The 26,951-nt window shown below is 70.4% G+C and carries 28 protein-coding genes and 4 pseudogenes; 20 read left to right on the top strand and 12 right to left on the bottom strand.

The genetic code is table 11. The features are described from left to right. The first annotated feature begins 58 nt into the window (after window positions 1–58). Together ACFPIJ_RS16575 and ACFPIJ_RS16570 are read left to right on the top strand one after the other, a co-directional pair. A complete protein-coding gene (locus tag ACFPIJ_RS16575) occupies window positions 59–790 on the top strand; it encodes a GAF and ANTAR domain-containing protein (RefSeq protein WP_380115876.1) in 732 nt (243 codons plus the stop codon). Between the two features lie 37 nt (window positions 791–827). Next, entirely contained in the window at window positions 828–1,559 is a 732-nt protein-coding gene (locus ACFPIJ_RS16570; protein WP_380115874.1) for a GAF and ANTAR domain-containing protein, read from the top strand. A 373-nt stretch (window positions 1,560–1,932) separates the two neighbouring features. Here the strand turns inward: ACFPIJ_RS16570 and ACFPIJ_RS16565 are convergent, their stop codons facing one another. Continuing rightward, a complete protein-coding gene (locus tag ACFPIJ_RS16565; protein ID WP_380115873.1) occupies window positions 1,933–3,006 on the bottom strand; it encodes an SRPBCC family protein in 1,074 nt (357 codons plus the stop codon). Between the two features lie 54 nt (window positions 3,007–3,060). Next, window positions 3,061–3,678 (bottom strand): hypothetical protein, encoded by a 618-nt coding sequence (locus ACFPIJ_RS16560; protein ID WP_380115871.1) that lies wholly within the window; start codon window positions 3,676–3,678, stop codon window positions 3,061–3,063. Window positions 3,679–4,566: 888 nt separating this feature from the next. Here ACFPIJ_RS16560 and ACFPIJ_RS16555 point away from each other — a divergent pair. Together ACFPIJ_RS16555 and ACFPIJ_RS16550 are read left to right on the top strand one after the other, a co-directional pair. Beyond that, a pseudogene (locus tag ACFPIJ_RS16555) lies at window positions 4,567–4,968 on the top strand (transposase); the annotation flags it as partial. A gap of 85 nt (window positions 4,969–5,053) precedes the next feature. Next, window positions 5,054–5,449 (top strand): SPW repeat protein, encoded by a 396-nt coding sequence (locus tag ACFPIJ_RS16550; RefSeq protein WP_380115870.1) that lies wholly within the window; start codon window positions 5,054–5,056, stop codon window positions 5,447–5,449. Window positions 5,450–5,807: 358 nt separating this feature from the next. On the opposite strand, the gene ACFPIJ_RS16545 is transcribed toward ACFPIJ_RS16550, so the two are convergent. The 8 genes and pseudogenes from ACFPIJ_RS16545 to ACFPIJ_RS16510 form a co-directional block, all read right to left on the bottom strand. Then, window positions 5,808–6,536 (bottom strand): GAF and ANTAR domain-containing protein, encoded by a 729-nt coding sequence (locus tag ACFPIJ_RS16545; protein ID WP_380115868.1) that lies wholly within the window; start codon window positions 6,534–6,536, stop codon window positions 5,808–5,810. 31 nt (window positions 6,537–6,567) lie between these two features. Continuing rightward, window positions 6,568–7,266: a GAF and ANTAR domain-containing protein gene (locus ACFPIJ_RS16540; RefSeq protein ID WP_380115867.1), complete on the bottom strand. Its 699-nt coding sequence runs from the start codon at window positions 7,264–7,266 to the stop codon at window positions 6,568–6,570. 277 nt (window positions 7,267–7,543) lie between these two features. After that, window positions 7,544–7,781 (bottom strand): annotated as a pseudogene (locus ACFPIJ_RS16535) (transketolase); the annotation flags it as partial. A gap of 185 nt (window positions 7,782–7,966) precedes the next feature. Continuing rightward, window positions 7,967–8,530: a hypothetical protein gene (locus ACFPIJ_RS16530; protein ID WP_380115866.1), complete on the bottom strand. Its 564-nt coding sequence runs from the start codon at window positions 8,528–8,530 to the stop codon at window positions 7,967–7,969. 68 nt (window positions 8,531–8,598) lie between these two features. Next, the gene (locus tag ACFPIJ_RS16525) at window positions 8,599–9,963 is read right to left on the bottom strand and encodes an AI-2E family transporter (protein ID WP_380115865.1); all 1,365 of its coding nucleotides are present in this window, start codon (window positions 9,961–9,963) and stop codon (window positions 8,599–8,601) included. A 29-nt stretch (window positions 9,964–9,992) separates the two neighbouring features. Further along, window positions 9,993–10,889 (bottom strand): acyl-CoA desaturase, encoded by an 897-nt coding sequence (locus ACFPIJ_RS16520; RefSeq protein ID WP_380116196.1) that lies wholly within the window; start codon window positions 10,887–10,889, stop codon window positions 9,993–9,995. A 167-nt stretch (window positions 10,890–11,056) separates the two neighbouring features. Continuing rightward, window positions 11,057–12,295 carry a PP2C family protein-serine/threonine phosphatase gene (locus ACFPIJ_RS16515; protein WP_380116194.1) on the bottom strand — a complete coding sequence of 413 codons (1,239 nt, stop codon included), beginning with the start codon at window positions 12,293–12,295 and terminating at the stop codon, window positions 11,057–11,059. 33 nt (window positions 12,296–12,328) lie between these two features. Beyond that, on the bottom strand, window positions 12,329–13,327 hold the full coding sequence (locus tag ACFPIJ_RS16510) for a diacylglycerol/lipid kinase family protein (RefSeq protein WP_380115864.1): 999 nt from the start codon (window positions 13,325–13,327) through the stop codon (window positions 12,329–12,331). Between the two features lie 344 nt (window positions 13,328–13,671). On the opposite strand from ACFPIJ_RS16510, the gene ACFPIJ_RS16505 reads away from it, so the two are divergent. The 13 genes and pseudogenes from ACFPIJ_RS16505 (at window position 13,672) to ACFPIJ_RS16445 (ending at window position 22,228) form a co-directional block, all read left to right on the top strand. Beyond that, window positions 13,672–14,349 (top strand): hypothetical protein, encoded by a 678-nt coding sequence (locus ACFPIJ_RS16505; RefSeq protein ID WP_380115863.1) that lies wholly within the window; start codon window positions 13,672–13,674, stop codon window positions 14,347–14,349. Then, entirely contained in the window at window positions 14,346–14,780 is a 435-nt protein-coding gene (locus tag ACFPIJ_RS16500; protein ID WP_380115861.1) for a phage holin family protein, read from the top strand. Before ACFPIJ_RS16505 ends, ACFPIJ_RS16500 begins: the two co-directional genes overlap by 4 nt. Then, window positions 14,738–15,388 carry a DUF3618 domain-containing protein gene (locus tag ACFPIJ_RS16495; RefSeq protein ID WP_380115859.1) on the top strand — a complete coding sequence of 217 codons (651 nt, stop codon included), beginning with the start codon at window positions 14,738–14,740 and terminating at the stop codon, window positions 15,386–15,388. The genes ACFPIJ_RS16500 and ACFPIJ_RS16495 overlap by 43 nt, the downstream gene beginning before the upstream one ends. Before the next feature lie 345 nt (window positions 15,389–15,733). After that, window positions 15,734–15,862 carry a hypothetical protein gene (locus ACFPIJ_RS16490; protein ID WP_380115857.1) on the top strand — a complete coding sequence of 43 codons (129 nt, stop codon included), beginning with the start codon at window positions 15,734–15,736 and terminating at the stop codon, window positions 15,860–15,862. A gap of 263 nt (window positions 15,863–16,125) precedes the next feature. Continuing rightward, window positions 16,126–16,971 (top strand): SigB/SigF/SigG family RNA polymerase sigma factor, encoded by an 846-nt coding sequence (locus ACFPIJ_RS16485; protein WP_380115856.1) that lies wholly within the window; start codon window positions 16,126–16,128, stop codon window positions 16,969–16,971. 49 nt (window positions 16,972–17,020) lie between these two features. Then, window positions 17,021–17,755, top strand: a complete 735-nt coding sequence (locus tag ACFPIJ_RS16480; RefSeq protein WP_380115855.1) for a CsbD family protein — start codon at window positions 17,021–17,023, stop codon at window positions 17,753–17,755. 204 nt (window positions 17,756–17,959) lie between these two features. After that, window positions 17,960–18,919, top strand: a complete 960-nt coding sequence (locus ACFPIJ_RS16475; protein ID WP_380115854.1) for an alpha/beta fold hydrolase — start codon at window positions 17,960–17,962, stop codon at window positions 18,917–18,919. Between the two features lie 259 nt (window positions 18,920–19,178). After that, complete coding sequence (locus tag ACFPIJ_RS16470; RefSeq protein ID WP_380115853.1) at window positions 19,179–19,748, top strand: DUF2231 domain-containing protein; 570 nt, start codon at window positions 19,179–19,181, stop codon at window positions 19,746–19,748. Window positions 19,749–19,869: 121 nt separating this feature from the next. After that, on the top strand, window positions 19,870–20,274 hold the full coding sequence (locus ACFPIJ_RS16465) for a nucleoside monophosphate kinase (RefSeq protein WP_380115852.1): 405 nt from the start codon (window positions 19,870–19,872) through the stop codon (window positions 20,272–20,274). A gap of 17 nt (window positions 20,275–20,291) precedes the next feature. Beyond that, on the top strand, window positions 20,292–20,510 hold the full coding sequence (locus ACFPIJ_RS16460; RefSeq protein ID WP_380115851.1) for a hypothetical protein: 219 nt from the start codon (window positions 20,292–20,294) through the stop codon (window positions 20,508–20,510). Window positions 20,511–20,562: 52 nt separating this feature from the next. After that, a complete protein-coding gene (locus ACFPIJ_RS16455) occupies window positions 20,563–21,411 on the top strand; it encodes an SMP-30/gluconolactonase/LRE family protein (RefSeq protein ID WP_380115849.1) in 849 nt (282 codons plus the stop codon). Between the two features lie 117 nt (window positions 21,412–21,528). Then, window positions 21,529–21,810, top strand: a complete 282-nt coding sequence (locus tag ACFPIJ_RS16450) for a GlsB/YeaQ/YmgE family stress response membrane protein (protein ID WP_380115848.1) — start codon at window positions 21,529–21,531, stop codon at window positions 21,808–21,810. A gap of 209 nt (window positions 21,811–22,019) precedes the next feature. Next, a pseudogene (locus tag ACFPIJ_RS16445) lies at window positions 22,020–22,228 on the top strand (DUF6158 family protein). Window positions 22,229–22,303: 75 nt separating this feature from the next. Here the strand turns inward: ACFPIJ_RS16445 and ACFPIJ_RS16440 are convergent. Beyond that, a complete protein-coding gene (locus ACFPIJ_RS16440) occupies window positions 22,304–23,785 on the bottom strand; it encodes a serine/threonine-protein kinase (RefSeq protein ID WP_380115846.1) in 1,482 nt (493 codons plus the stop codon). Between the two features lie 288 nt (window positions 23,786–24,073). Here ACFPIJ_RS16440 and ACFPIJ_RS16435 point away from each other — a divergent pair, with 288 nt between their 5' ends. Together ACFPIJ_RS16435 and ACFPIJ_RS16430 are read left to right on the top strand one after the other, a co-directional pair. Further along, window positions 24,074–24,304 carry a hypothetical protein gene (locus tag ACFPIJ_RS16435; protein WP_380115845.1) on the top strand — a complete coding sequence of 77 codons (231 nt, stop codon included), beginning with the start codon at window positions 24,074–24,076 and terminating at the stop codon, window positions 24,302–24,304. An 80-nt stretch (window positions 24,305–24,384) separates the two neighbouring features. Beyond that, complete coding sequence (locus tag ACFPIJ_RS16430; protein ID WP_380115844.1) at window positions 24,385–24,537, top strand: hypothetical protein; 153 nt, start codon at window positions 24,385–24,387, stop codon at window positions 24,535–24,537. Between the two features lie 15 nt (window positions 24,538–24,552). Here the strand turns inward: ACFPIJ_RS16430 and ACFPIJ_RS16425 are convergent. Further along, window positions 24,553–25,152 (bottom strand): annotated as a pseudogene (locus tag ACFPIJ_RS16425) (catalase); the annotation flags it as partial. 318 nt (window positions 25,153–25,470) lie between these two features. Here ACFPIJ_RS16425 and ACFPIJ_RS16420 point away from each other — a divergent pair. Beyond that, a complete protein-coding gene (locus tag ACFPIJ_RS16420) occupies window positions 25,471–26,892 on the top strand; it encodes a GDSL-type esterase/lipase family protein (RefSeq protein ID WP_380115843.1) in 1,422 nt (473 codons plus the stop codon). Window positions 26,893–26,951 lie beyond the last annotated feature (59 nt).

Here is a 26,951-nt window from a genome sequence, read left to right as displayed (position 1 = left end):
CGACGATGCGGGGCCGTCCCGTGCACCAGCAGCGCCGCTGGTTGGCTGTGCCAGCCCGGTGAGCGACAGCGACGACCCCATTGCCAGAGCGGTGGAATACGTGGCGCGGCAGCCGGTGGCGGGCGCCGCCGACGGTGTCGTGGGCGCGTTGCAGCGGCTGTGCAAAGCCGCGGTGGGGGCGTTGTCCGCGTCGGGTGCCGGGGTGAGCGTGATGGTAGAAGGCGGTGGCCGGGGCGTCGCGGCCGCCTCCGACCCGGCCAGCGAACGGATCGAGGAACTCCAGTTCGTCCTCGGTGAAGGGCCGTGCATCGACGCGTTCGCGTCGCGCCGCCCGGTCCTTGTGCCAGATCTGACGGACGGGGGGGCGCACCGGTGGCCGGCGTACACGTCTGCGGCGCACGATGGTGGCGTGCGCGCGGTCTTCGCCTTCCCGCTGCAGGTCGGCGCGGCCCGACTCGGGGTGCTCGATGTGTTCCGCACCCGAGCGGGGCTGCTGTCCAGTGTGGAACTGCGCCAGGCATTCGCCTTCGCCGACCTGGCGGTCAGGACGTTGCTCGACGGGCAGGACGACGCCATCGAGGGTGCGGCGGCCGACGGGTTGGACGAGGCGATCGGGCACAGCGCCGAGTTGTTCCAGGCCCAGGGGATGGTCATGGTCCAACTCGGGGTATCACTGGCTGAGGCGCTGGTCCGGATCCGGGCCTACACCTATGCGGAGAACCGTCGGCTCAACGACGTGGCCGGCGACATCGTCTCTCGCCGGCTCCGCTTCGACCCGGACCACTCGTGAGCACCCGTGAACCATGTCAGGAAGGCTAGGAGCACGCATGACCACGATCTCCGCGCAGCGGCTCGCGAATATCTTCGTCGAGGTAGCCGACACCCTCGTCGACGAATTCGATCTGATCGACTTCCTGCACATGCTCACCGACCGTACCGCGAGTCTCGTCGGCGCGTCGACGGTCGGGCTGTTGCTGGCCGACCCGCACGGCCAGCTGCAGTTCATGGCCGCCTCCGACGAGAACACCAAGCTCCTCGAACTGTTCCAGGTCCAAAATCATGAGGGCCCATGCCTGGACGCCTACAACACTGCCCAACCGGTGATCAACGCGGACCTGCGCGAGGCCGAAGCTCGGTGGCCGCGTTTCGCCCCCCGCGCCACCACGGCCGGGTTCCGCGCGGTGCATGCGTTCCCGCTCAGCCTCCGCAAGGACGTGATCGGCGCGTTGAACGTCTTCGGCACCGAGGTGGGTGGCGGCTTGGATGATGGCGACGTACAGATCATCCAAGCGCTCACCGACGTCGCCGCGATCGGGCTGCTCCAGGAACGGACCATCCGCCGTGGCGAGATCCTCACCGAACAGCTTCAAGGCGCGCTCAACAGCCGCGTCGTCATCGAACAGGCCAAAGGCGCGATGGCGCAAGCCCGCGGGATCAGCGTCGACGAGGCGTTCACGGTCATCCGCGGCTACGCCCGGCGCAACAACAAACGGCTCAGCGACGTCGCCCACACCATCGTCACCGACCCGGCCGGCCTGGCCAGCATCGCCGCCTTCTGACTTCCGCAATGCCCAGATCCAACGCCGCGCGCCCGCACCGCCGCTCCGACTGCCTCGATGGACCAGCCTGCCTGGATCCGGCGCCGGGCAGCGACCCTGGCCTGTCGTGCGTCACGGACCGCAGCCGTGAACGCGGCCGTCGCGATGACAGCCCCAGCCACCACTGCACCTAGCGGCAGTGGCAGCGCGGGCAGCGTCAACTGCAGGAGCGAGGCCAGCACGACGCTGCCGGCGATCGAGAGTGCAACGCGACGACGCATGATCAGTCCATCGGCACCTGGAGCGACGGAGTTGACGAAAACGGGCGACCGACGTTTCGGCAAAGTGCGTGATGAATTTCCTGCTGCATGCCTCCTCGTACGGCCGCGGCCGGTCAGCGAGCCCGGACGGCGTCCTGCCGCTGTCGCGTTGAGCGCGGCGGCCGCTGATGGGGCTCTTCTCCCTCCTCTTCCTCCTCGAACTGGCCCTCTGCCTCATCGTCGGATTCGCCTTCCTCATCGACCGGGCGGTCCTCTTGCTGCGCAGACCGGTCCTCCTCGCGGCCGCCCTCCTCCCGCTCACGCGCCTCCTGCTCCTCGCGCATCGCGGTCTCGTGGTCCTTGACGACCTCGCCGTCGCGGATCTCGCCGCGCCAGCCCTCGACCTCGTCAGGATTGAGGATGGTGTGCGTCATCACGTGGCGCCGGAAGTGCTTGAACTCCAGGCGGGCCCGGCGTCCCTGCGCACGCCAGAGGTTCCCGGTGTGCTCGAAGAGGCCCTGGGGGTGGTACTCCATGGCGAGCATGATGCGCGTCAGGTTGGGCGTCAGCTCGTGGAACGTGACGGCCCCGTCGACGTGGCCCTTCGCTCCCTTGGAACGCCAGACGATGCTCTCGTCGGGCACCTGCTGGGTGACCGTGGCCTCCCACGTGCGGTGGGACCAGAAGACCTGCGCCTTCCAGTTGGTCTTCTCGTCCGACGGCCGATCGACGCTCTCGACCTTCTTCATGAAGCTCGGGAACTCCTCGTACTGCGTCCACTGGTTGTAGGCGACCCGCACGGGCACGCCGACGTCGAGCGTCTCCTCGATGTTGATCAGCTTGAGCTTCTTGGCCTTGCCGCCCTTGCCGCCCTTGCCGCCCTTGCCGCCGCCGAACAGGCCCTTAACCTTCTCCTTCATGCCGGCCAGCCCTCCGCTGAACGCCGCCCGCATGGGCGACTTGCCCTCGGCCATCATCTGCGCCCCGGTCACCGCGGCGGCGAGGCCCGCTCCGCTCATGGGCGACTTGCTCTCGGCCATCTTCTGCGCCCCGGTCACCGCGGCGGCGAGGCCCGCTCCGCTCTTGCCGCTCGCGTAGTCGGTCAGGCGCTCGGTCACCGCGCCGATCTTGTGCTCGACGGCCGAGACCGCCCGGTCGCCGGCGGCCGAGACGAGGTTCCGCAGCTCGTGTACGAGCAGCTCTTGCACCTTCTGCCCGATGCCACCGTCGGGGTGCGGGCTCGATTGTCCAGTCATCGCACGCTACCCTTCCCTCCGCCGCACGGGTGGCCGCCCACCCGTTCGCGCGCCGGCCGCCACCGGCTCCTTGTCTTCCTCTTCGTCGTCCTCATGCTCGTAGTCCTCGGCAGGCGGCGGTGATTGGCGGGCGCCCTGCCGCGCCGAGCGGTCGTCGCCGCGCTCTCCGCGCTCTCCGCGCTCTCTGGGCGACGCGTTCTCTTCCTCGTCGTCCCATTCCGGCTCGCGCGCCGCCGCTCGGGGCCGCCGCGGCGGCCGCTCGCGCTCTTCGTCCACCGGCTCCCGGTCCTCGGGTCGCTGCTCCTGCTTGCGGGCCTTCCGGGGCTCGCGGAGCGTGTCGGCCCGCTCGCGCAAACGGCCGCTCACCGAGTCGATCCGACCGGTCACCGCGGCCCGTGCCGCATCCTTCGTGGCCTCCACCAGGGGTGCACCCAGCTCGCCCAGCTTGCCGATCTCCGGCAACGAACCGAGCGCTCGCACCCCGTGCTGCAGCAACCCACCCGGGCGGCCGAGCCGACCACTGGCGGCAGCGGCGGCCAGCAACAGTCCCCATCGCAACTTGCGCTGCCGCCCCAAGAGATAACCGATTCCGGCAGCCAGAGCCACCTGCGTCCTGCAGTTCACGGTCTCCCCTTTCGGCTCAGGTCCACCCAGCCGACATGCGCGGCCCGTGCTCTGCGGGAAGGACAGCGACCGGCGCGAACATGAGCAAAACTATCGTTTCGCTGCACTGAACGGGTGTGCTACCCCCTGTCCAGGGCAGAAACTCGGATTTCACGGCCACTTCACACCCACGTGTGACACGCGAATGGCCTGCCATCGGAGCCACCTCGCCGCCTGCCGACCGCAGGCGGCAGTAGCTTGCAGCGACGTCTGCGGGAACCCGCTCGACAGGGCCGACGCGCGGACTCCAACGGGTCAAGGACAGGAGACGGGAGACGCTGATAAGCACCAGCAAGCCCGCAGGTACCGAGGCCGGTGTCGACAAGCTGCGAGCCGACATCGCCGAGACGCGTACCGAACCGGAGAACACGGCGGAGGCACCGGCGGCCAAGGCCGACGTGAAGGCCCGGGCCATGGGCGCGGCGCGGCAGGCCGCTACCAGGACCCGTGAGCGTGGGCGGCAGGCTTTCGCCAAGATCAGCGAGCGGGGACACCAGACCAAGATCAACGCGCGGGAGTGTGGGCAGCCGTGACGAGAGTCAGGCAGTCCGCACAACGCCGCCCGGCACGGTGGGCCGGCACCGGCCTTGGTGCGCTGGCTGCGGCGGCGGGTGGCACCGCGCTGGCGTGGCAGCGCAGTAGGCGCAAGCCGCGGCGCCGTGCCGCGCGCTCTGCGGGCGCTAGCCGACCGGATCGACTGACTGCTGACCACCTGCTGCTGGCGTTCCGGCTGTTTCACCCCACCCACCTTCATCACGTTCCAGGCGCTGGTCGTCGGGTCGATCGCGCAAGGCCGACGCACGGTGTGCGGCATGCTGCTGGGTACCGTGCTGGAACGACTCTGGGCATCACGCACGGGCGCACCGGTTCTTCGCCACCGCCCGCTGGTGCGCCGACACGGTCGTCCTTGCCCTGCTCTCCCTGATCGTGGATCGGTTGCTGCCAAAGGGATCGCCGATCACCGTGGCGGTCGACGACACCCTGTTCAAACGCTCCGGTCGTAAGGTGTTCGGCGTCGCATGGCATCACGATGGTGCGGCGAAAGGGCCCAAGCCGATCGGGTTCGACAACTGCTGGGTCGTGGCCGGAATCGTTGTGCAGCTACCGTTTCTGCTCTGGCCGGTGTGCCTGCCGGTCCTCGCGCGACTCTGGCGGCCCCGATATGCCGGAAGCCTAGGTTTGTTCGGCGCGAGACTGGCTAGTGCATCGCCAGACTATGAGGGGGTGTGTGATGACTCGCCCAGATGCTGAAGGCTTCACCCCAGACAGCAGCTACCAGCGAGACAGAGCCGGCCAAGCCCGAACGGCAGTCAAAGAACGACCGGACGTTTCCGCAGTGCGAGCGCGGTACGACGAGGTCGCCGAGACGCCGACGTCGCAGTCCCTCGACGGGCTGATGCTCCTGGCCGGAGTATTCCTCGCGATCTCACCGTGGGTCGTCGGGTTCCGACCAGCCGAGGCCGACCTGGCCGTCAACAATCTGATCATTGGGGTCGTGGTCGCTTTGCTCGGAGCGGGTTACGCGGTGGCGTACGGCCGTACGCACGGCCTGGCGTGGGTATCGGCGGTCCTGGGGGTGTGGACGATCGTGGCACCGTGGACAATCCAGGGTCGCGACGTCGCCGGCGGCACCGTGATCACCAACGTCCTCGTCGGTGCCGTGATCACACTGTGCGGCCTCGGGGCGATGAGGATGGCGGCGAGCCGTCACGGCGCCAGCACGAATAGATAGGCTCGGCGCATGTTACACCGCGGCAAGCCGCATATGTGACGCCGCGGCAAGCACCGCCCACTGCGCGTCGCTGAGGTCATGCCGCCTCGTCACCGCTACGCTGCCACGAGGTCTCCGGTATTCAGGTTTGCTTGGTCGCTAACCCACTTACCGGAGACCTCACCGCATATCGATCACTGCCACGCCCGACGAACAACCGACACCCCCACTTACCAAACACGCCACAACAGCACGATCGTGCCAATCGGCCATGCACGCCGCAGCGAGCCTGTCACCCCGCGAGGGTGGCGAGCGCCCGCACCCCCCGCTGGCCGTGTGGCCAGGTCGCTGCCGGGCTGGCCGCGGCGCCTGCCCTCGCTCAGGTCGGCATGAGGTCGGGCAGGCTGTTCAGGTCGGTGACGACCAGGTTGGCGATGTCGCTGAGGCGCCGGTTGGTGCGTCTGGCGTACGCCCGCATCACGTTGAACGCGACGTCGACGGTGACACCTTGGGCCTGGGCGATCGCGCCCTTTGCCTGTTCGATGATGATCCGGCTGTTCAACGCGCCCTGCAGCTGCTCGGTGAGGACCTCCCCGCGGCTGATCGTTCGTTCCTGCAGCAGGCCGATGGAGGCGACGTCGGCCAGCGCCTGCATGATTTGCACGTCGGCGTCGTCCAGGTCGCCGACCTCGGTGCCGAACACCCCCATCGCGCCGATCACCTCTTGGCGGAGCCGCAGGGGGAACGCGTGGACCGACCGGAACCCGACCGAGGCGGCGACGGGCGCGAACCTCGGCCAGCGCTGGGTTGCGCGGCGCAGGTCGGCGTTGATGACCGGTGCGGCGGTGCGGTACGCGTCCAGGCACGGACCGTCGATGCCCTGGATCTGGAACAGTTCCAGGAGGCTGGTCGTCTCGTCCGAGGCCGCCATGAACTGCAACTGCCCCTTCGGGTCGGCCAGCAGCAGCCCGACGGTCGAGGCGTCGAGCAGGTCGGCGGCGCGGTCGGCGAGCATCTGCAGGAACTCGATCAGGTCGAACTCGTCGACCAGGGTGTCGGCGACCTCGACGAAGATCCCTGCGAGACGTTCCGGGGACACGGTGCTCATGATGGCCTCCCGACCTTGCCGAGTTGACGGTTCATGCGGAGCCCTCGGCGATGTCATGGTCGAGGCGGAGCCGGCGGGCGACGATGTCCGCGGCCACCTCGCTCAGCGGTCGGCCTGCCGCGTAAGCGTAGGCCCGCATCCGCACCAGCGCCTCGGCGATCGGGACGCCGAGCTGGATCATGACCATGCCTTGGGCCTGGAACAGGTCGGCGCGATGTTCGAACGCCTCGTCGAGCCCGTCCGAGCCGGGGGCGGTGCGTTCCTGACCATCCAGCAGGACGGTCACGGCACGGTCGGCGAACGTGAACGCCTGACCGAGATGCGACCGTGACAACGGACCCGGCTGGTCGCGGAACACGTCGATGACCCCGAGGCGGGCCGCACCGACCTGCAGGGGAAACGCGAACACCGCCCGCACCCCGGCGTCGGTCACCGCCGGGGTGTAGACGGGCCACCGGCGGTCTGCCGCGCCGTCGAGTTCGGGCATCAGCACGGGCCGGTTGGACGCGAACGCGTCGATGCAGGGTCCCTCGCCGAACGTGAACTGCAGCTCCTCGATCCGGGCGGTGTCCGGGTCGGAGGCGGCGGCCATGCCGTGGACACCGTCCACCGTCATCACGCTCACCCCCACCCCGGACGCGGCAAGGGCCTGCGCCGCGTCCACACACACCTGCCGCAACAGGCTGACCAGACTGCCGGGGAGCACCCGGTCGGTATCCGCGTCGTCCATGCCGGTCATCACCCCACCGGATCCGTGCCGGGGGACCAGATGCGCTGTCGTCGACTTCTGGGCATGGCAGCACCTTCCAAGCCAGGTGCTGCCAGTGGGCCAGGGCAGCCGGACGCCGCGCCGGCGCCTCTGCTGACCAGCCTACCCACAGGCGCCGGGCCGGGCATCCGCGGCGCGGGCCGGTCACGCGGGCCGGTCACCGGTGCCGCCGGTGGCGGGGTGGCAGCCTGCTGGACGCCGCCGGGCCGGGGTGTGCCGGCGGCGTCACCGATGCTGGCGTCAGCGAGTTCCAGCCCGTATCCGGACAGGTAGAGCTGGACGTACAGGGTGAGGCTGGAGTGGCCGCAGGACAGCACGAAACGGTCCCGGCCGAGCCACTGGTCGTCGGCCGGGTCGTGCCGCATGACCCGCTGGAACAGCAGGTAGGCCAGCGGGGCGAGGCTCATCGCGGTGCCTGGGTGGCCGTTGCCGACCTTCTGCACCGCGTCGGCCGCGAGGAGCCGCGTCGTGTCCACCGCTCGCACGTCGAGCGCGCCCCAGCCGGCCCGCTCGGCGACGGGCAGCGGAAGGGCCGGGTCGCGGTCGGACTGGACTTGCAACATGACGGTGTTCTCCCTCGTCGGTACGACCGCGGCTGCGGCTGGACGTGCAGGCACCGAACCACCGCCACCATTGCTGGCGGCGGTGGTTGGGTGAGCGCCTATCGGCCGGCGACGCCGGCGAGCCTGGCGCCGATTCCGGCGATCATCGTGGCCGGGCGTTGCTGCTCGCCCTGCTTGGCGCCGAGCGCGACGATCGCGCCGGTGAGGGCCGGGGTGACCCATTGCAGGGCCCGCAGCTGCTGCTGTGCGGTGGCGACGTCGCCGGGGGTGGCCGCGGACGGGATGGTGCCGCCGGTGGCGGGGACCTTCCCGGCGCGGGCGATCCTGGCGCCGAGGACGCCGCTGTACGCGGTGGTGCCGAGCGCGGCGACGGTCAGCACGGACTTGACGACCGTGTTGGCGGTGACGCCGGACTGGCCGGCGACCCGGTCGCGGTTGGCGATGAGGAGGCCGAGGCCGCCGATCAGGTGTGCGCCGATCGCGGCGGCGGACACCGGCGCCCACCGGGCCCAGCCGCGGGCGGCGGTGCGGGCCCGGTCGTCGGAGTCGGTGACGTCGTTGGCGGCGCCGTTGAGGCCGACCGCGCCCATCAGCGACCCGCCGAGCCAGACTGCGGCGCCGACGTCGTGCAGGGTACGGACCAGGGTGTGCTGCTCGTTCATGACGATCTCCTTGTGGTGTCGAGTGGTGTCGGATCGGTGCTCGGTGCGGGTGTCCGGTCGTGGTGCGGCTACGCCGTCGCCGTCGTGGACCGGTGTGCGGTGCCGATGCCGGCCGGTACGCGGTCCGGGCTGACCGAGGTGTCCCCGGCCGGCGGTGCGTCAGGGTCGGCTCGTTCGGTCTCGTCGTCGGCCGCGTGTTCCGCCGCGGCCTGGTCGGGGTCGGTGGACTCGGTGCCGGGTGACTTCCGGTCGGGGGTGGGTTCGCCGGCCGGGTGGGCGGCGAGGTACCGGATCGCGGTGTTGCCGACGGCGAGCAGCGGCACGGCGACGAGGCCGCCGACGATCCCGGCGGTGACGACCCCCGTGGCGATGGCGAGGATGACCGCGAGGGGGTGCAGGGCGACGGCGCGGCCCATGATGAGCGGCTGCAGCACGTGGCCTTCCAGCTGTTGGACCGCGATCACGATGCCCAGCACGATGAGTGCGGTGACGGGTCCTTGGGTGACGAGCGCGACGAGGATGGCGACGACACCGGACAGGGTGGCGCCGACGACGGGGATGAACGCGCCGAGGAACACCAGCGCCGCGAGGGGCAATGCGAGCGGCACGCGCAGGATGGCGAGGCCGATGCCGATGCCGGCGGCGTCGACGAACGCGACGAGGACGGTGGCCCGGACGTAGGACACCAGGGTGTGCCAGGAGTAGTGCCCGGCCCGCGCGGCCGGCACCTGGGCGGGGCGGGGCAGCAGCCGGCAGAGGAACTGCCAGATCTGGCCGCCGTCGCGGAGGAAGAAGAAGAGGGTGAACAGCACGACGAAGAACCCGGCGAGGACCTCGCCGAGGGTGGCGGCGGTGCTCAGCGCACCCGAGGTGAGGGCGCCCTGGTTCTTCGTCACGGTCTGCTGCAGCTGCTCGATGCCGTCGCTGAGCTGGGTCTGGGACAGGTGCATCGGACCCTGCGCCAGCCAGGTCTGCACCTCGTCGACGCCCTGACCCACCTGGGTGGAGAGCTGGTCGAACTGGCTGATGAACGTCTGCACGATCAGGGTGAGACTGCCACCGACGACCACGAGCCCGCCGACCAGGACGGTGGCGGCGGCGAGGGAGCGGTGCACGCCCCGGGTGCGCAGTGCGGCGGCGGCCGGCTCGAACAGCGCGGCCAGCAGCAACGCCACCACGACCGGGATGACCACCACGCTCAGCACGCCGATGAGTCGCAGCAGCAGGTAGGCGGCGGCGATGAACAGGATCAGCCGCCACGACCACGCCCCGGCGATCCGTATCCCGCGTGGGATGCCGTCGTCGACGGTCGGTCCGGCGTCCCCGACCAGAGCCTGTCCGGCGTGGCCGCTGAAGGGTGGCGCGACGGCGCCCTGCCGAGCGGTGTTCAGACGCGTCCGGGTCCGTTCACGTGCCTGCCTCAGCCAACTCACGGTCGTGCTCTCATCTCTGCTCGTCACGGTCATGTGGTGATGCGCTTGGCGGCCAGGCGCGCCGGGTCGGGCCAGCGCACGTCGCGCACCCAGCCGAACCGTTCGAACAGCCAGATGAGCCGCGCCGCCGGGTCGAGCTGCCCGCGCAGGACGCCGTGCCGGGCGCCGGTCGGATCGGCGTGGTGCGAGTTGTGCCAGCTCTCCCCGAAGGACAGCAGCGCGAGCGGCCAGAAGTTCGTGGCCTTGTCCTTGCTGGCGAACGGGCGCTCGCCGACGACGTGACAGATCGAGTTGACCGACCAGGTGACGTGGTGCAACAGCGCCATGCGCACGAGCCCGCCCCAGAAGAATCCGGTCAGCGCGCCGGTCCAGGAGCCGGTGACGAGGCCGCCGATGGCGGCGGGGGCGAGCAGCGACAGCGCCAGCAGCGGCGCGAACAGCCGGTCGACGATGCGGATGTCGCGGTCGGCGACGAGGTCGGGGGCGAACCGGGCCTTGTTGGTGATCTCCTGGTTGAGCAGCCAGCCGCAGTGCGCGTAGAGCAGCCCCTTGGCGAGCGCGCCCACGCTGGTGCCGTACCGCCAGGGGGAGTGCGGGTCGCCGTCCCGGTCGGTGAACGCGTGGTGGCGGCGATGGTCGGCGACCCATTTGGTGGGCGCACCCTCGATCGCGAACGACCCCGCCACGGCGAGGGCGATCCGCAGCGGCCGGACGGCCTTGAACGAACCGTGTGTGAGATGCCGGTGGAAGCCCACCGTCACCCCGGCGATCGCGACGAGGTACCCGCCGACGAGCAGGGCCGTGTCCAGCACGGACAGGCCCCAGCCCCAGGCGACGGGAACCGCCGCGAGCAGCGCCACGAACGGCGCCGCGACGAACACCCACAACATGACCAGTGCGCCAGTCGACTGGGTGCCTTCCAGCATGGGCTTCGGCCCCGGCAACCTGGCCGGCGCCTGATGGGATGGTTTGGTGGAGACGAGCACGCTCACGCATGACTCCTTGGCAAGACGGTCTCCTGATCGACGCCACGCATGGGTCCGGGCGGATCGGGACGAGGTGTGCGAAGGGGCCGCGGGAGTCTGGGCGGCGGTCAGCTACAGGCCGGTTTCTCGTTGCGCGAGGCCGGCGACGTACAGGCTGGGTGACTGTCGAGTACCCGGTGCCCGGTCCGGCAAACGGGCGGAGGTGACGGGCGCCGGTGAACGTGCGGGAAAGCGAGCGTTTCGCCACGTTCCAGTGCGGGTAGTATCGCCGCTGTCACCCCGGCCCCCGGTGATGCAACCGCCGACACCGCAGGTTGCGTCAGCCGCGAAGGGGAGGCCACCTGTGCACGTGATGCGGCCCGGCAGTTCCGGGATCTTCGTGCATCAGGCGCGGTCACCCGTCGGTCCGGGTCGCTGCCTACGGCCGAGGTCGCTGCTCGGCCCCTCCCCAAGCTCGATCCATCCGGTGACGTCCGGCCCGGTCGCCGTCGCCGTTCGGCACTTGAGAGCTTTGCACGCAACACAGGGGGAGTAGGAAAAAGGGGGGGAACGGGGGTTCCCGGACAACGACGTCCGGGAACCCCCTCACCGCGGGCGGCGACGGGCGTCATGGCGTTGCCGGCGGGACGTGCAGCACGAGGATGGCGGTGTCGTCGGTGATGCGCCGGTCGGGTGAAATTGAGCACCGTGCTCTCGATCAGGGCCGTGAGCACCTCCGCGGACGTGTCCGGGGCTGCGGCGAGCAGGCGGTGAAGCCGTTCGGTGCCGAACATTTCCCGTTCGGCTGGGCGCCGCGCCTCGGTAACCCCGTGGGTGTACATGATCAAGCTGTCGCCCGGAGCCAGCAGCGCCCGGCGGTCGCGGAGTCCCGGATCGGGCATGACGCCCAGGAGCAGTCCGGGGCTGCCCAACTCCACCACGTCGCCGTCGCCACGCCGGATCAACGCCGGCTCATGACCCCCGCAGCTGACCCGGACGCTGAACCCGCGCGGGTGTGGCCGGACGGCGGCGTAGACAGCGGTGAGGAACGGGCTGTCGTCGGTGAACCAGTCCAGCAGCGCCGCGTTCAAGTCGGTGAGGTTCACGCTCGGCGAGGCCCTGCGGGCGGCGACCGCCCGCAGGGTGTACCGGGCCAGCGCCGTCGTCTTCGCGGCGTGCGGACCCTTGCCGGACACATCCCCGACGACCACACCCCAACTGCCCCGTGCGGCGTGGAACACGTCGTAGAAGTCCCCGAGGACCTCCGCTTCCTGACCACCACGCAGATACCGGGCCGCGGCCTGCAGACCGGGAATGTGCGGCAGCCGTGGCGGAATGAGGCTCTCCTGCAGGGTGTGCGACAGCATCGCCGTCTCCTCGGCGGCGTCCAATGCCTGCGGCTACCGCCGCGGTCGTCCCCGGTCGTCGAGGAGCACCGCGGCGCGGCGAGCGGCGGCGTCGGCGTCCTCGGCCAGGTCTGGGTCGGCCGCGGGTTGCGGTACGCAGAGCCACAAGACGTCCGGCATCACCTCGACGGACAGCGTGGCGGCGGCCTCGATGAGGTCGCCGTCGAGCTGGCGTGGCTGTGACCGGTCGCTGATGACCTCGACCCTGGCACCTTGGAAGACCTCCATCGACGGGGTTCGGCCGTTGCGGCGGAGCAGGCCCCAGCCGAGCGCGGCCCACTGGCGCAGAGTTCGCGGCGTGAGCACCGCGATGTCGAGGACACCGTCGTCGGGCGCGGCTTCCCGCAGCAGTCGGACGCCTCCCTGGAGGCGCCCGACGTTGGCGATGAGCACCGAGCGTGCCCGCCGCCGGATCGGGGCTTCGTCGTCGATGCGGATCGTCACGCGCATCGGCCGGTCCTTGAGGTGCCGCACGGCGCCGAGCACGTATGCCGGCCAGCCGATGCGGGCCTTCGCCCGGTCCGAGGTGGCCTCGAGCATGTGCGCGTCGAAGCCCATGCCGGCCATGACGGCAAAGTGCTGACCGTCGACGACGCCCACGTCGAGGCGGCGCAGCCCGCCCTCGACCGCCACTTCGAGTGCCGTGGCGAGATCGGTGGAGAGGCCGAGGTTCGCGGCGAGCAGGTTGCCGGTCCCGGCCGGCAGGATCGCCATGGAGGCGTCCACGCCGACCATCGCCGAGACCGCCGACATCACGGTGCCGTCCCCGCCACACACGAAGATCACTTCTGCGCCCGACTCGACGGCGGCGTGGGTCTGGCCCGCGCCCGGGTCGGCCGGGGTCGTCTCGAACCACCGCGGAACGGGCCAGCCGGCGCCGACGAGGGCGTCGTCCACCGTCCGGCGCAGTGCACCGGCATCCTCGACCTTGGCCGGATTGACGACCACCGCAGATCGTGGCGACCGGTTGGCGCGGGTCGTGATTGTCATCATGGCGACGCTGCTTTCAGCACATAAGAATGACGATCTTATTCGAGGCAGTTGCGAATTACCCTCGCGACGGGCGGGCAAACATTTCTGCGGCTGAATAACACGCTGCATAACCCGGGTGATGAGGGGTAATCCAATGACGTCACCCGGGACCACGTTGGCGAGGCGTGATGCCACCGCTGCGCATGGTGGTCCGACATTTCCGCAGGCCGGTTGCGCTGTCACAGGTGTGACGGCCGCTGACAGCTGCTTCCAGAACCCGACGTCTGGTGATGTTCTATTCGTCGCTGTGATTGCCAGCATTTCGGGCACGCGGCGTTCACCCCCGTATTTGTGGAGGAAAAACAATGGCCGAACTCGACTTCGAGGATCGGATCCACGCCCCGAACGGAACCGCCGACGGTGGCGGCACCCGCGAGAAGGTGACCGCCGCGCTTGACACGGCCGGCTCCGCGGTGCGCGACACCGCGGGCACGGCGAAGGAGCAGGCCGGCCAGGTCGCCGGGGAGGCGAAGGCGCAGGCCCGCAACCTGGCCAGAGACGTCCGTGACCGCGCCGGTGCCGAGGTCCGCAGCCAGAACGACCGGCTCGCCGACGGTGTCCGCCGCTTCTCCGATGAGCTCGACGAGATGGTCGGCCAGCGCGGCGACTCACCGGCGAGCAAGGTCGTGTCGCAGGTGTCCCAGGGCGGCCGCCGGGTCGCGGACTACCTCGCCGAGCACGGTCCCGAAGGTGTCCTGGACGGCGTGCAGGACTTCGCGCGCCGCCGGCCCGGCACGTTCCTGCTCGCCGCGGTGGCAGCCGGTTTCGTCGCCGGACGGCTCGGCAAGGGCGTCTTCAGTGCCGGCGACTCATCGGACAGCACCGGCGCCAGGCCCGTGATGACGACCGTACCGGTGCAGCCGCAGACCGCCGGCATGCCCAGCACCTACGTGGGTTCGCCCGCCGTCCCCGCGGAGCCGTTCTCCGAGCCGTACGCCGAGCCCTACGCGGAGCCGTACGAGCCGGTCGGCACGCGCCCGTGACCACGGCACGGACGAACCACAGCGCTCCACCGGAGGAGCCCGGTTCGCTCGGCGAGATCATCGGCGACATCAGCGAGGGTCTGTCCCGGCTGTTTCGCCAGGAGGTCGAGCTGGCCAAGGTCGAGCTCAAGACCGAGGCGTCGAAGGCCGGAAGGGCCGCCGGCATGTTCGGCGGCGCCGGCATTGCCGGGCTGCTCGCCGCGATCATGCTCAGCTTCGCGCTGACGTACGCGCTGGACAACGTCATGCCCCTCGGTTGGGCCGCGCTGATCGTCGCGGTGCTGTGGGCGGTCGTCGCCGCGGTGCTGTTCACGGTGGCGCGCAGCCAGGCGCGCAGCATCTCACCGATGCCCACCCAGACCATCGAGACGCTGAAGGAGGACGCGAAATGGCTGAAGCACCCGACCACATCCGGGACGACATCGAGCTGACCCGGGCCCAGCTGGCCCACGACGTGGACCGGCTCGCCGACAAGACCAGTCCCACCCGCGTCGCGCAGCGCGGGTGGCAGAACACGAAGGCGAAGGTACTCGACGTGAAGGACCGCGTGAGTGATCGCGTGATGGGCGCTGCCCACGACGGCGGCGGCTCGATGCACGACAAGACGTCCGATGCCATGACCACGGTCAAGGACAAGACCACCGGTGCCGTGGACTCCGTCAAGGACACCGCCGGCGACGTCGCGGCACACGTCCAGCAGGCGCCGGCCGCCGTCAAGCGGCAGACGCAGGGCAGCCCGATCGCCGCTGGGCTCATCGCGTTCGGTGCCGGTCTGCTGGTCGCGTCGCTGCTGCCGGCGACGGACCTGGAGAAGCGGGCCGGACGGCAGGTCCGTGACCACGCCGACGACCTGATCGACCCGATCAAGGAGCCGTTCACCGAGGCCGCGCACGACCTCGGCGACAGCGCGAAGGACGCGGCCTCCGCGGTGCGTGACACCACGAAGGACGCGGCGCAGACCACGGCGCAGTCGGCGAAATCGACGGCGCAGGACGCGACCGCCGACGTCAAGCAGAACCTCAAGGCCACCAACGCGTAAGCGTGACCGCGGCATGAAGCATTCCGGTGGGAGTCCCGAACTCGGGGCTCCCACCGGGTGTTTGCAGGAGACCGCATGGCCGGCATCGAGTACACACAGCGCTTGGAGGCAGGGAGACCGACATGGCGGACCAGACTGGACACCGGCGCGGCCGGCGGGACGACACGGGGACGGATCACGGCAGCCGGCGGGAGAAGGCCGCACCCCCGCCGACGAGCCCGACCAGATGCCGAAACGACCGACCGCCACGCAAGGGCCGGACGAGCTCGGTCCGCTGCCCAGGCACTCCTATCTGCAGATCCTGAAACGGACGGTGAAGGAGTTCGGTGACGACAACATCACCGTGTGGGCGGCGGCCCTGACCTGCAGCGAAGCCGCGCGATCCAGGCCGGACATCCGGAGACCGAGGAGCCGTACGTCGAGCTGCGCGACACCCGCAAACTGAACACCGAACCGGCGGAAGCGGACGTGTAGCCGGGCGCCTGGGCGCGGCGCCGTGCTGCGTGTCGTGGTGAGAATCGATGCAGAATTCGACGCAAAAAGTGGTGTCGGTGGACGCCCACCTGTCGTATTCTGGGATCCGGGTCCACAGGCGCCGTGAGCGGTGCCTCGCCCAGTCAAATGGTGACCGCCAAGTCCCCGCGGATGCCCTTCGCCGTAGTGCAGCGGAAGCGCCACAGCGCTTGCCGAGTTGGCGCATGTGCCGACCAGCTGCGTGACCGCAAGGAGCGCCGTCAATGTCTACAGCTGTCCACCTTGCATCCCCACCGGCCGTGCCCGCCGGGACCACTGGCGGGAACACCGCCGACGGGCGACGTGCCAGATGGCGGCGGACCGACGCCGCCGCGTGGTCGTTACTGACCCGGCTTGCCGAACTCCCACCGGATCACGCCGACCGCGCCGGGCTCCGCAACCAGCTGATCGAGATGTACCTGCCACTCTCGCGCTACATCGCTCAGCGCTTCCGGTACCGTGGCGAACCCCTCGACGACCTCGTTCAAGTCGCGAACGTGGCGTTGGTCAAGTCGGTCGACCGGTTCGACATCGTCCACGGCGTGCCGTTCCCGAGCTATGCCATCCCGATGATCACCGGCGAGCTCAAGCGACACTTCCGCGACAGGTGCTGGGACGTCCGAGTGCCACGACGGATCCAGGAACTCCGGCTGCGAATCAACGGGGTCCTCGAGGAACTCACCCACGAACTCGGCCGGTCCCCGACCGTCGCCGACCTTGCCGCCCGTCTCGATGAAACCGACGAACGCATCATCGAAGGGCTCGAAGCAACGAGGGCGTACCGGACGCTGTCGCTGTCGACGCCGGCACACGGTGACGACAGCACCACCGAGCTCGGCGACCTGCTCGGCACCACCGATCGGGACCTCGAACAGGTGGACACGCGGGAATCCCTCCGCCCACTGCTGGCCCGGCTGCCGATCCGTGAGCAGCGGATCGTGACGCTGCGCTTCTTCGGCAACCTCACCCAGTCACAGATCGCCGCGGAGCTCGGCATGTCGCAGATGCACGTCTCGCGACTGCTCACCCAGATCCTGCGGACCCTCCACCACGCGCTGCTCGCCGGCTGAGGAGAGGCTCGGCATGGGACGCGGAACGGACAGGCGGAAGGTCGTCGTGGTGACCGGCGCGTCGAGCGGCATCGGGCGCGCCTCGGCACTCGCCTTCGCCGACCGGCGCGACCACCTGGTGTTGTCGGCCCGATCGGCCCGGGCTCCGGCCGAGGTGGCGGAGGAATGCCGGGCGCGTGGCGCCGTGGTCCAGGTGGTCACCGCCGACGTGACGGTGCCGGCAACCGTTGCGGCCCTCGCCGAGGCCGCCGTCGACGCTCCGAAGCGGGTCGCCGCCACGATCGTCCGATGTGCGCTCCGGCCCCGGACAGCCGTGTCGGTCGGACGCGCAAACCCCTTGTTCCAGCTCGGCTTCGTCGCGTTTCCGAGGGTCTACGACTGGCTGGTCGGCCCACTGATGCGCCGTGCGGCATTCTCACGCGAGCCGATGGAGCCGCACGAAGGCAACGTCTTCGCCGCCGACGCCGGTGACGCACTGCACGGACAGTGGTTGAACCAGACGCGCGAGGGCATGGAGAACATATGTCGTTCGCATGCGACGCCAACCCCGATCGATTCGGCGAGCAATGCGGGCGAACCTGGCGACACCAAAGACGGAAGAAGGACCCTCATGGGCCTCGACAACAAGATCGACAACAAGGCACAAGAGACGACTGGCAAGGTCAAGGAAGGTCTCGGCAAGGCCACCGACGACGACCAACTGGAAGCCGAAGGCAAGACCGACCAGGCGTCCGGCAGCCTGAAGCAGGCGGGCGAGAAGATCAAGGACGTTTTCAAGGGCTGATCGCCCCTGCATGCACACGCCCGACTCGATCCGCTGCGAGCCGGGCGTTGTGCGTAAGAGGCCCCGCGGCCGCGATTGGCAGTGACCCAGCTATCGCCCGGGTCGCGATTCGCCACCGGGCACCCGGGTAGTCACAGGGTGCACGGAAGCGCACCAGACGCCACCCGGCACCGCAGACAGCAGGAGCTACCCATCACCAGGACCATGCACCGACCGTCGCTCGATGCGGCGATGTCCACCGCCCGCACCGAAGGCCGGGCAGGAGTCGCGGGCCGGGCGATGGCGTACACCAAGGCGGGTGCCGGGGACCTGCTGCTGCTCGTCCACGGTCTGGGCGGTGACCGGCGAACCTGGGACCACGTCATCGACACGCTCGCCGCCACGCACACCGTGATCGCACCCGACCTGCCGGGACACGGCGAGTCCGACGCGCCCGCCGGCGACTATTCCCTCGGCGCGCACGCCTCGGCATTGCGGGATCTGCTCGTCGCCCTGGGGTATCAGTCGGCCACCGTCATCGGGCACAGCCTCGGCGGCGGTATCGCCATGCAGTTCGCCTACCAGTTTCCGGACCGCGTCGACCGGCTCGTGCTGATCAGCAGCGGGGGACTCGGTCCCCAGCTGACGCCGATGCTGCGGGCCGCGACCCTCCCCGGGGCGGAGACCGTCGTCGCCGGACTGGCCCGCCTGCCGGAGGCGCTCACGCTCGGCCTCCTGTCGGCCGCGTCCCGGCTTCCCGGCCTGGTCGCGAGGCCGGACGCCGGGCCGCTGGCCACCGGCCTGCGGCAGCTGCAGGATCCCCGCTCGCGACGTGGGTTCATCCGCACCGCCCGCACGGTCATCGACTGGCGCGGGCAGACCGTCAGCGCTGTCCAGCACCTGCGCCAGCTCACAGACCTGCCCGTCCTGCTCGCCTGGGGCAGCGACGACAGGACCATCCCCCCGTCCCATCACCGCGCCGTTGCCGAGCTTGTCGCCAACCCGCAGTTCATCGAGATCGCCGGTGTCGGGCACTACCCGCACGAGACCGCGCCAGGCCAGTTGCTGCCGGCCATAGCCACGTTTCTTGCCTCCACTGTGCCGTTCCGGTACAGCGAGGCACGGTGGCGCCACCTGCTGACACCGGACCCGGACCCGGACGCGCGCGACACGACATTGCTGTAGCAGCGGGCGCGGCGAGCCGCGCCGTTCGCCGAGTAGTTCGACCTTCTCCGTCGGGCCGGACACGATCAGGGTCGCCGCGCTCGATGACGGTGTCCGGCACGGCGGTCTCAATCCATGAGCGGAGGGACGCGACGGCGAGCGGCGCGCCGACGCCTTGGCGCCGGTCGGGGTTGTGACCCGCCGCCGCGGCGAGGCTTGCCGAGTATCCTGGCCAGGAGCGACTTCGTTTCGGCGGTGCGCGTCGGGGCAAGGGAACGCCATGCGCAGACTACTCGCCAAGCTTGAAGGTGCCGGCTCGCTCGATGGCGTTGCGGACCGGCTGCGCCGCGTTGCGGGCGCGACGTTCGGCAAGGGGCGGCTGGGCTCGGCGCTGCACGGGACGCCCTGGTTCGGCCACCCGCTGCACCCGGCCCTCGTGCAATTCCCGGTCGGGGCCTGGATGAGCACCGCCGTGCTTGACCTCCTGCCGGGCACCGAGCGCCCGGCGGCTGCGCTGCTGACCGTGGGCACCGCCGCGGCCGTGCCCGCGCTCGCGACCGGGCTGGCCGATTACACCACGCTGTCCCGTGAGCAGCGCCGCGTCGCGCTCGTGCACGTCGGTGCCAACACCGCGGCGTTCGGCCTCTTCGTCGCCTCGATCGCGGCCCGCGCGCGCGGCGATCACAGCCGGGGGCGCACGCTGTCCTTCGCCGGTCTCGGCCTCGCCGGTCTGGGCGCCTACCTCGGCGGCCACCTGGCCTTCAGCCAAGCCGCCGGTGTCGGGCCCGATGTTCGGCAGGCCCTGCGCGAGGAACAGCGGGAGGAAGCACCGGAACCCGCGCTGCCATGAGCTTGATGGGCCGGTCCGTCGGTCGGGCCGGAACGCTGCTCAGCCGAGCGGATCTCGGTGGCGGCGCGGGCGTTGAAGGCCGCGTCGCGCACGAGCGTCGCAGCGGTCCGTCCTTGCGGCGATGTGGCCCCGCCCCGCCCGCGCGTTACGTCACGTCAGCTCCGTCGTACGGACGGTCCCTCAGCCTTCACGGGGCGCTGATGAGCCGGATTTTCAGCAGGAGGGGTTCGAGCTGCGCGGGGGCGAGCGGCCTGGCGTGCGGGCCCACCTCGACCGCGGTGAACTGGTACCCGACGAGATCATCATGACCATGATCCGTGAGGCGTTGGCGGCCGCGAAGGCAGCCGGAGGCGGCTACGTCCTCGACGGGGTACCGCGGACCATGGAGCAGGCCCGGGCAACCTACGAGATCGGCCGGGAACTCGGCATGACCGCGGACGTGGCACTGCACCTGCGGGCCGCCGATGAGGAGCTGCTGCGCGCGCGGGCCGTGGTCGAGCGCCACCCGACGACACCGAGGACGTGATGCGGCACCGGCTGCGGGTGTACTACGACGTCACCCACCCGATCATCGCGTGGTACCGCCAACGCGGCATCCTGATCTCCATCGACGCCATGCGGCCGGCGAAGGATGTCGCCCACGACATCATCGACGCCCTGGAAGCCAAGCGGCGCACGACCCGCACGGATGCCGACGACGCATCGCACACCGCGGCCGCTGCCGGCGGGGGATGGCCCGTCGACTCGGGACCGGTCACGTAGGCCGTGGCGTCCCGGCCGGTCAGATATCGTTGAGGCCGTCTGGAGGCAACGCGTGCGCGCTGAACAGATCACGGATCCGGTCACGTATCACGGTGAGGGGCCGGTCTGGTCCCAGCGTTGGGGCGGACTCCGCTGGGTCGACATGCTCGCCGGTGATGTCCTGTCGCTGGCCGCCGACGCCACCATCACCCGCCGTCATGTCGGGAACGTCGCGGCGGCCGTGCGCCCCCGCAGGCACGGCGGCGCCGTCATCGGCGTCGAGCGGGGCTTCGTCCTCGAGGAGGTCGACGGCACGCTCACCCACCTGCCCGAGGTGTGGGCCGATCGCAGGAGCCGGATGAACGAGGGCGGCTGCGATCCCGACGGTCGCTTCTACTGCGGCTCGATGGCGTACGACCAGCGCACCGGTGCCGCCGCCCTGCACCGGCTGGACCCCGACCGCTCCGTGCACCTCATCCTCGACGGCGTCACGATCTCCAACGGCCTGGAGTGGAGCCCGGACGGCGCTCGCGCCTATTACAACGACACCGCAACCGGCCAGGTCGCGACGTTCGACTACGAGCCGGGCCGGGGATTGACCGGCCGGCGGTCCTTCGTGTCGATACCCGAGCGGTCCGGGCGGCCCGACGGATTGACCGTCGACGCCGAGGGCGGCGTCTGGGTCGCGTTGAACAAGGGTGGTGCCGTGCGCCGTTACACCGCGGCCGGCGTCCTGGACGACGTGGTCGAGGTGCCGACCGTGCATGTCACCGCCTGCGCGTTCGGCGGTGAGCGCCTCGACGAGCTGTTCATCACGACCTCGCGGGAAGGCGTCGAGCCGGGCGAGGACCCCGTCGCCGGCGCACTGTTCCGGACCACCGTGGGGCTGCGGGGCCTGCCCGTCCGGGAGTTCGCCGGCTGACGTACATGCGTGTCGGTCACTGGCCGGTGCTCCGGTGGTGTTTGTCGACGGGCAGCCGTGGGAAGACCTGTCGTGAAGCGGTACATCGATGCCGCAGACAGGAACGAGGAGGAACCAGTGACCGTCACCGGCATCATCACCGCACTCATCGTCGGCCTCATCGTGGGTGCGCTCGGGCGGCTCGTCGTGCCCGGCCGCCAGAACCTCCCGATCTGGCTGACCATCGTCGTCGGCGTCGTCGCCGCGCTGCTCGGCACCGTTCTCGCCAACGCCATCGGCGTCTCCACCGACACCCCCGGTGTGGACTGGGGCGAGCTGGTCGTCCAGGTGATCGTCGCCGCGATCGGTGTCGCTATCGTGGCCGCCGTCACTGGCCGTGGCCGCCGCAGCACGCTGTAGGGATCGCCGTTCCACGAAGAAGCTCTGTCGCGGTCCCCGGCCTCCCGGCCGGGGACCGCTTCGCGTGCGCTTGGACATCTTGATGCACGTCATGAGCGGACGCCGGCGCACGAGGGGTTGCCGTGGTACAGATGTTCCGCGCAGCGGAAGGCGGGTAACGGTCCGGCACGGATGAAACAGCGAAGCCTGAGCGTGCCGACGACGGCGCCATCGGGGGGTCGGCCGAGGCGCTGTCGGACGACGATCTGTCCCGTGAACTCGGTCATCTGGACGAGACCCGTGATGACACGTTCCGGCACGGCTCACCGCAGGCGTTGGAGCATCACGACGCACGCACCGCGAGCTGGAAGCCGAGTTCCTGCGCCGGTTCCCGGACCGCTCTGTGGACTCGAGGCGGCTGCACACCGAAAGCGAGTGACGACCCAGCCGGGCCATGACGACATCGTCCGGGAACGGCTCGGGCTGCCGCCGGCACCGGCGATGCCGTCGCCGCCTACCTCGTGTGGCTGGTGGTGTCGACGACCGGGTCGGTGCCGGTGCAGGTGACGGTCATGTCGACGGTGCGGTTGCCGTGCCCGAAGGTCACTGTGGCGGCTGCCGCCGGTCCAGCGTTCACCCAGTCGACCTTGAACGGGGCGGCCGGTGTCCACGACAGCAGGCGGGCGGCGCCGGACGCGGTGCAGTCGGCGCGCACGGTACCGCCGGTCGAGGTGAACGTCGTTGCCTGTCCGGGCGGTGGTGTCGTGCCCGGCGACGCGCTCGTGGTGCCACCAGCCGGGGTTGGGCTGCTGGCCGCCGGTGTGGTGGCGTCGCCCGACGCGATGCCCGCCGTGGGCAGGCTCGTCCCTGCCGCCGGCAGGGTCGTGGCCCTGGCCGACGGCTGGCCCGCACCGCCCGGCATGGTCACACCGTTGCTTGGCTCGGTGGGCCCGGGCCGCGCCGCAGTGGCATCGCCGGTGCTGCTGTGGGCGTCGGCCGACGGGGCCGGGTCCGGCGTGGGTAGCAGCGCCCAGCCCACGATGGCGGCCGTCGACGCCGCGAACACGCCCGCGGCGATGCGGGTGCGCTGTCGTCCCGGCGACGGCCGGGCCGAGCCCTCGACGGATGGCGCGCCACCGGAACGCTGCGGGGCACCGGCGACGGCAGCCGCGTCGGCGGCGGAGGCGAGCGCCGTGAGCGTGATGGCGACCTCACCGGCGGTGGGCCTGCCGGCCGGGTCTTTGCTCAGGCACCGCCGGCACAACTCGTCGAGCTCGGGTGCAACGCCGGGGATCGGCGGCAGCGGTGCGGGGTCGGTGTAGAGGTGCGCGTCGATCAGCTGGGTCGCGCCGGCCACGGTCCACGGCAGGTGCCCGGCGAGTAGCCGGTAGAGCAGCACACCGAGGGAGTACACGTCGGAAGCGGGAGTGACCGCGTCGTCGGTGATCCGCTCGGGCGCGAGGTAGTCGGGAGTGCCGAGTAGTTCCTCCTCGAGGTCGCCCGTGCCGGCGGGAGCGACGGCCGCGGCGATCCCGAAGTCGACGACCTTGGCACCGGCCGGGGCGATGATCACATTGGCCGGTTTGACGTCTCGGTGTACGAGGCCATCGGCGTGGGCGGCGGCCAGCCCGGCGGCGACCTCCGCGCAGATGCGGAACACGGCTGCCGGCGTCAGCGGCGCCGACGCGGCCCGCTCCTCCAGCGTCGGGCCCGGCACCAATTCCATCACTACGTACGGCGTGCGACGCCCCTCATGGACGGTCTCACCGAAGTCATGGACCTGCGCGACGTTCGGATGCGATAGCGCGGCGGCGGCCCTGGCCTCGACCCGGATACGCTGCCGCGACACCGTGTCGCCGGCATAGCGGCCGGCGAGCAGCTTCACCGCGACGTCACGACCCAGGACCGTGTCGTGCGCGCGCCACACCGTCGACATGCCACCGACGCCGAGCACGGCACCGAGGTGGTACCTGCCGCCGAGCACCTGTCCTTCCACCCGTCCAACCGTTCCCCATCGACACCGACCGAAACGTCACGGTTCGATCACCGGCCGCGCACAACGTTTCGTGGGATCAGGGCGGTCAGTACTGACGGCCGGCCGAGACGGCTTCGACCGTGCGTCAAGGAGACCTGACGACATTGTTCGGCGGTAGCCACGCTTCCGCCGTCGCGGAGGGGCTCAGACGTCGTCCGTGTCGCCGTCGGAACGCTCGACGTCGGCGCGCAGGTCGTCACGGCCGACGGGGGCGCCGTTGGTGTCGCGGGTGGCGTCATCGCGGGCCTCGTGGCCGCCGCTGTTGCCGGCCAGGCAGGTCCCGCGGTTTCCGAAGGGTCCTGGCGGCCCGGCAGGTCGGACCCGGCCGCTCGACCGACCGCCTCGGCGGCCGACGCTTCCCCGTCCGACCCGTCGGTGGCGTCGACGTGCAGCGTCACGTACCAGGTGAAGGGCACCTGGGACCGTGGCGCGTCCGTGCCCCTGTCGATCGTCAACACCAGCAGCACCGACGTCAGGTGATGGGCGCTGCAGTTCGACCTCCCGGACGGTCTCCAGGTGCGGGACGGCTGGAACGGTGTCTGCCAGCAGCAGGGCAACGGGTGAACGTGACGGCCCTGCCCGGCCACCCGGACCTCGCATCCGGCGCGTCGGTGCACGACGTCGGGACCACCATTGACGGCCCGGGCGCCGCCGGCATCCCCGACAGCTTCCTGCTCAACGGGGTCCACTGCCGCACGGCAGCCCAACCGTAAGCGCCGGTTCGTCCGCTACCGCGATGCGGCCGTCAGACCTATTTCGCGGGCGACGCGGGCGCCGAGGTCGGGGTCGACCCTGGCCCAGTAGTCGTTGATGGCACGTTCCTGGATGAAGCGCTCCACCCCCTGGTTCAGGTGCCAGGCGATGTTGTAGTTGTGCACGTCGCCCAGCGGCTGGTTGACCGGCAGCTGGGCGTAGTTCGGGCCGGTGCGGTAGCGCTGCGAGTCGCCGTACGCGAACATCCGCCCCAGCACCATCCGGTCAGGGCTGGGGCCGATGCCCGGGACCATGTTCGACACCTCGAACCCTGCCTGGACGACCTGGGCGAAGAAGTTCTCCGGGTTGCGGTTGAGCACCATCCGGCCGATCGGGATCGTCGGATAGTCCTTGTGTGGCCAGACCTTCGTGATGTCGAAGGGATTGAACCGGTAGTCGGCCGCGTCCTCGTACGGCATGATCTGCATCTCGAGGCGCCACGCCGGGTAGTCCTGGCGGCCGATCGCCTCCCACAGGTCGCGCCGGTGGAAGTCGAGGTCCTCGGCTTTCATGGCCCTGGCCTCGGCGTCGGTCATGTTCTGGATGCCCTGCTCGGTCTTGAAGTGGTACTTGACCCAGAACTGCCTTGCTCCCTCCGTTTCAGGGCCGTGCCACTACATCCAGCCGAATCCCAGCCGTACCCTCCGGTGCACGCATCACACCGGCCGGCGACCAGCACTGCGCTGCTCACGACAACGGCGGTGTAGCCGCTGCTCCGGGTACTGTTGCCGCCACCTGCGGGAGGTACGCGCCGAGCCGGCGGTCCCCGCCGGGTTGCTCCGGTATCCCTTGAACGGAAGTGCTGAAACGTCGTGACGTTCGACAACGGTTCCCGACGGCGTCGACTCGGCGCCGTGCTGCGGGAGGCCCGCTCCCTGCCAACGGTGCTCCTGATGGCATTCTGCCTGCTGGTCGGCATTCCAACGACGGTTGGGCTGACGCCGCACCAGGAGCTGGCGATCGCCGGCCAGGAGCTGTCGGTGGGTGCGCGCCCGCCCGGCTTCTCGCTGTCCGGACCGGCCCAGTTGGTGCAGATCGGCAACACCCGGATCGACATCGCGCCGCTGCAGGTCTTCGGACCCTTGCGCCCCCAGTTGACGCTGGGCCCGATCCAGCGCAACGCAGCGGCCGCGGCCGCGGTCGACCCCGCGACAGGCCCACACGTGCGTGCCGCCGCGATGTCCGCAGTCGGTAAAGGGTTTCTGCGCTGGTACGGCTGGGCGACGCTCGGCCTGCTCGCCTTCACCCTCGCCGCGACCGCGGTCACTGGCCACATCCGCGTGCTGGCCACCCTCCGGCGGCAGAGCCGGGCATCGTGTCGACAGCTGTCCGCGTCGCAGTTGTGGCACCGTGGCGCGGCGCAGAGCCTGCGGATGACGGCCGTCGCCGTCACGGTGACGATGCTGGCCTGGGCCGGCGCCGGGACGTTGGCCTACACAGGCACGGTGCAGGGTCTGCACGGCGTCCGGTCGCTCGCCGACCTCGTTGGTGCCCGGCACCTCGCGCCTATGCCGGTGGGTCCGAAGGTCACCGGCTACACCGGTGCGGTCATCGGCGACTCGCGTGCAGCGCGGGTCGGGGGCGCCCCGGTCGCCAACGCCACCGCGGACGACACCGCCTGCGGGCGCAGCTCGGACTCCCTCGCCGACGAGATCGGCAGGATGCAGGGTGCGCGCGTGCGCAACCTGGCCTGCTCCGGCGCGTCCATTCCGGGTGGCCTGCTCGGTCCGCAGATGCGGGGCGGACGGACGCTCCCCAGTCAGGTCGGGCTGCTGCAGCAGATGCGGGGGCTGAAATACGTCGTGGTTGTGATCGGCCCGAACGACCTTGCCTGGGGTGACTTCCTCACGTACTGCTACGCCGTCGCCGACTGCCACGACAACCTCACCCAGGGGGAGTTCGACTACCGGCTGGCCGCGTTCGACCGGGACTACGGCGAGCTGCTGCAGACACTCGACAACCTGCCGGACCGGCCGCAGATCATCGTCATGACGTCGTACGACGTGTTCAACCCCGACGCGAACTGTGCCGACGCCAGAGGGCCGGCCAACGCGAACGGGCTCGACCAGTCGAGCATCACGTTGCTGTCCAACCGGAACGCGGCGCTCAACGACGTGCTGCTCAGCGGTGCGCACAAGTACAAGTTCAGTACCGCCACCGCGCGGCTGGCCCCGTTGTGTTCGCCTGACAGCGACCGTCTCGGCGCCGACATCCAGGGACTGGACGGTTCGAACCCGTTCCATCCGACCGGTGTCGGGTCGATCCGGATGGCCTCGGCCGTGGTTCAGGAGATCAGGCCGGACGCCGGCGTGTGACGGTGCCAGGACGGCAGCGGTGGCTCGACGCGCTTGACCGGCGCCTGGATACTCGCTTG

The organism is Dactylosporangium cerinum (assembly GCF_042653625.1).
Taxonomy (GTDB): domain Bacteria; phylum Actinomycetota; class Actinomycetes; order Mycobacteriales; family Micromonosporaceae; genus Dactylosporangium; species Dactylosporangium cerinum.
Note: the sequence above shows the minus strand (reverse complement) of the source record. Positions and strands in the feature narration are given on the sequence as shown.